The 3,958-nt window shown below is 68.5% G+C and carries 2 protein-coding genes; one reads left to right on the forward strand and one right to left on the reverse strand.

What is annotated here, in order from left to right:
* Positions 1 to 679, reverse strand: a 679-nt coding sequence (locus ACWF94_RS35615; RefSeq protein ID WP_453498408.1) for a maleylpyruvate isomerase family mycothiol-dependent enzyme, incomplete at its 3' end; no start/stop codon positions are given.
* Positions 680 to 888: 209 nt separating this feature from the next.
* On the opposite strand from ACWF94_RS35615, the gene uvrA reads away from it, so the two are divergent.
* Positions 889 to 3,861: an excinuclease ABC subunit UvrA gene (gene uvrA / locus ACWF94_RS35620; RefSeq protein ID WP_453498411.1), complete on the forward strand. Its 2,973-nt coding sequence runs from the start codon at positions 889 to 891 to the stop codon at positions 3,859 to 3,861.
* Positions 3,862 to 3,958 lie beyond the last annotated feature (97 nt).

The raw sequence follows: 3,958 nt of genomic DNA on the forward strand, positions 1-3,958 counted from the left end.
GCCGTGCCCCCTCGACGTTCGAGTGCAGGTCCAGATCCGCCCCCGGGCGGCGGCCCGCGAGCCAGCCGACCAGCGAGGGCGCGGGCCCGCCGACCGTCATCGGCTCGCCCACGGCGCCCCCCGTGAACCAGTGACCGAGGTCGCCGTAGGCGACCAGCCGGGTCGGCGGTACATCGGGTCGGCCCGCGAACCGCTGGGCGAGAAAGCCGATCTCCCGCAGGACGAACTCCTCCGGCAGATCCTCCAGCTCATAGCCGATGTCGAGATCGACATGGTGCAGCTCGACCTCGATCAGTCTGCGGAAGGGAATCCGGGCCGCGGCGTCGGTGACACCGTCACGGAGCGTGACCTTCCGGTCCCAGTCGGCGGGCAGCGCGGCCACGGACCCGAAGCGGGCGGCGCTGTCGCGTACGTCGGCGAGCTGGACACCGGGGGGCCGTGGTGCGCCGCGCTCGATGTCCGCTTCGCGCGCGGCGGCGCTCTCGTACATCGGGCGGCCTTGGAGAACATTCACGAGCGCGTCGGCGTTACGGGAGAGGTGGGCCAGCACATGGCCGCGCGTCCAGCGCGGGAGCCGGGAGGCCCCGGCGACGCGGGAGTCGTCCAGGGAACCGGCCGCGGTGAGCAGCCGTTCGGTGGCCTCGTGCACGGATTCCAGGTCGCGCAAGGGATCGATCATGGGACCGACGATAGTCCGGCCACACGATCGGGTGAAGGTGGCAGCCGAGGACCGTAAATCGAATGCACGTGCTATAGCCTGGAGCGAGGCATCCTTGGTTGTGAGGCATTCAGCCATGTGATGGTCCCCTTAGGCTGGAAGCGGTCTGGGACGGGGCCGGTGCCCCCGCTTCTCTCATGACCTCATCTCAAGAAAGGTGCGGACCCGGCGTGGCCGACCGTCTCATCGTCCGTGGCGCTCGCGAACACAATCTCAAGAATGTGTCGCTCGACCTCCCCCGTGACTCGCTCATCGTGTTCACGGGTCTCTCGGGGTCGGGCAAGTCCTCGCTCGCCTTCGACACGATCTTCGCCGAGGGCCAGCGCCGCTACGTCGAATCCCTGTCGTCGTACGCCCGTCAGTTCCTGGGGCAGATGGACAAGCCCGACGTCGACTTCATCGAGGGCCTCTCCCCGGCCGTCTCCATCGACCAGAAGTCGACCTCGCGCAACCCCCGCTCGACGGTCGGCACCATCACCGAGGTGTACGACTACCTCCGGCTGCTGTTCGCCCGGATCGGCAAGCCGCACTGCCCCGAGTGCGGCCGTCCCATCTCGCGCCAGTCGCCGCAGGCCATCGTGGACAAGGTGCTGGAGCTGCCCGACGGCAGCCGCTTCCAGGTGCTCTCCCCGCTGGTGCGTGAGCGCAAGGGAGAGTTCGTCGATCTCTTCTCCGACCTCCAGACCAAGGGGTACAGCAGGGCCAGGGTCGACGGGACGACCATCCAGCTCGCCGAGCCGCCCACGCTGAAGAAGCAGGAGAAGCACACCATCGAGGTCGTCGTCGACCGCCTCACCGTCAAGGACGGTGCCAAGCGGCGGCTGACCGACTCGGTCGAGACCGCGCTCGGCCTCTCCGGCGGCATGGTGGTGCTCGACTTCGTGGACCTCCCCGAGGACGACCCCGAGCGCGAGCGGATGTACTCGGAGCATCTGTACTGCCCGTACGACGATCTGTCGTTCGAGGAGCTGGAGCCCCGCTCCTTCTCGTTCAACTCCCCCTTCGGCGCCTGTCCCGACTGCACCGGTATCGGCACCCGGATGGAGGTCGACCCCGAGCTGATCGTCCCGGACGAGGAGAAGTCCCTTGACGAGGGCGCGATCCACCCCTGGTCCCACGGCCACACCAAGGAGTACTTCGGGCGGCTGATCGGCGGTCTGGCCAAGGCCCTCGGCTTCGCCACCGACATGCCCTGGGCGGGGCTGCCCCAGCGAGCCAGAAAGGCCCTGCTCCACGGGCACAAGACCCAGGTGGAGGTCCGCTACCGCAATCGGTACGGCCGGGAGCGCGCCTACACCACCCCCGCCTTCGAAGGAGCCGTCGAGTTCGTCCGCAGGCGGCACCGGGAGGCCGAGAGCGACTCCAGCAGGGAGCGCTTCGAGGGCTATATGCGCGAGGTGCCCTGCCCGACCTGTCAGGGCACCCGGCTGAAACCGATCGTCCTCGCGGTCACGGTGATGGAGAAGTCCATCGCCGAGGTCTCCGCGATGTCGATCAGCGAGTGCGCGGAGTTCCTCGGCCGGATGAAGCTGAACGCCCGCGACAAGAAGATCGCCGAGCGGGTCCTCAAGGAGGTCAACGAGCGGCTGACCTTCCTGGTCGACGTCGGCCTCGACTATCTCTCGCTCAACCGCGCGGCGGGCACCCTCTCCGGCGGGGAGGCCCAGCGCATCCGGCTCGCCACCCAGATCGGCTCCGGTCTCGTCGGAGTGCTCTATGTCCTCGACGAGCCGTCCATCGGACTGCACCAGCGGGACAACCACCGGCTCATCGAGACCCTCGTCCGGCTGCGCGACATGGGCAACACCCTCATCGTCGTGGAGCACGACGAGGACACCATCAAGGTGGCCGACTGGGTGGTCGACATCGGCCCCGGCGCCGGTGAGCACGGCGGCAGGGTCGTGCACTCCGGCCCGTTGAAGGAGCTGCTGGCCAACGAGGAGTCGGTGACCGGGCAGTACCTCGCCCGCAAGAGGTCCATCCCGACCCCCGACCTCCGCAGGCCGTCGGACCCGGGCCGCAGGCTCACCGTCCACGGCGCCCGGGAGAACAACCTCCGGGACATCGACGTCTCCTTCCCGCTCGGGGTGCTCACCGCCGTCACCGGAGTCTCCGGATCCGGCAAGTCGACGCTGGTCAACGACATCCTCTACACCCATCTCGCCCGTGAGCTGAACGGCGCCAAGTCGGTGCCGGGACGCCACACCCGGGTCGAAGGCGACGACCTGGTCGACAAGGTCGTCCATGTCGACCAGTCGCCCATCGGCCGTACGCCGCGTTCCAACCCCGCCACCTACACCGGTGTCTTCGACAATGTCCGCAAGCTCTTCGCGGAGACGATGGAGGCCAAGGTGCGGGGCTATCTCCCGGGCCGGTTCTCCTTCAATGTCAAGGGCGGCCGCTGTGAGAACTGCTCCGGTGACGGCACCATCAAGATCGAGATGAACTTCCTGCCGGATGTCTATGTCCCGTGCGAGGTCTGCCACGGCGCCCGCTACAACCGGGAGACCCTGGAGGTCCACTACAAGGGCAAGTCCATCGCCGAGGTGCTGGACATGCCCATCGAGGAGGCCCTGGGCTTCTTCGAGGCCGTTCCCACCATCAGCCGTCATCTCAGGACGCTGAACGAGGTCGGGCTCGGCTATGTCCGGCTCGGCCAGCCGGCCCCGACCCTCTCCGGCGGCGAGGCCCAGCGGGTGAAGCTGGCCTCGGAACTCCAGAAGCGCTCCACCGGGCGCACGGTGTATGTGCTCGACGAGCCGACGACCGGGCTGCACTTCGAGGACATCAGCAAGCTGATCACGGTGCTGTCCGGCCTGGTCGACAAGGGCAACACGGTCATCGTCATCGAGCACAACCTCGATGTGATCAAGACCGCGGACTGGGTTGTGGACATGGGCCCCGAAGGGGGTGGCGGCGGCGGTCTCGTCATCGCCGAGGGCACCCCCGAAGAGGTCGCGGGCGTCCCCGCGAGCCATACGGGCAAGTTCCTGCGGGACATCCTGGACCCGAGCCGTATCAGCGACGCGGTGGTGGCCCCGGCCCGCTCCCGGGCGAAGCGGGTCGCTCCGCAGAAGTCGGCGGCCGCCAAGAAGACCGCCGCGGCGAAGACGACGGCCCGCGCCCGCGCCCGCAAGGCGTAACGCCGGGTGCGCCCCGCCCTGCCGGGGCTCTGCCCCCGGACCGCGCCTCAATTGCCGGCGGGGCTGATTTTTCGCACCCGGGTGCGCCATTTCAGCC

This window comes from Streptomyces sp. NPDC055078 (genome assembly GCF_053607985.1).